Source organism: Priestia sp. SIMBA_032 (assembly GCF_046535215.1).
Lineage (GTDB): Bacteria > Bacillota > Bacilli > Bacillales > Bacillaceae_H > Priestia > Priestia aryabhattai.
Genome location: NZ_JAWRXD010001744.1, coordinates 1 through 228 on the forward strand (window position 1 = coordinate 1; position 228 = coordinate 228).

The window sequence follows — 228 nt, forward strand, 5'->3', positions numbered from 1 at the left end:
GTGATGAGTGCGTCGAGCGTCTCGCCGTTGGTGCCGTCCATGGAATGCCAGAAGTTGACCTCGGTGGCGCCGTCGGCCTTCTCGAGCACATCGGCGGCCGGAGCACCGGTGGCCCCGGCGCCTCCCCCGCCGCCGCACGCGGACAGCGCCAGTGACAGGGCAGCCGCGCCGGCTGCCAGCGGCAAGAGTCGGCCCTGTGGTGTGAATCGCATGAAAATGGTCCCCTTC

The 228-nt window shown here is 69.7% G+C and carries 1 pseudogene; it reads right to left on the reverse strand.

The features are described 5' to 3' along the window. Positions 1 to 212: pseudogene (locus SB717_RS40175) on the reverse strand (hypothetical protein); the annotation flags it as partial. Positions 213 to 228: the final 16 nt, after the last annotated feature.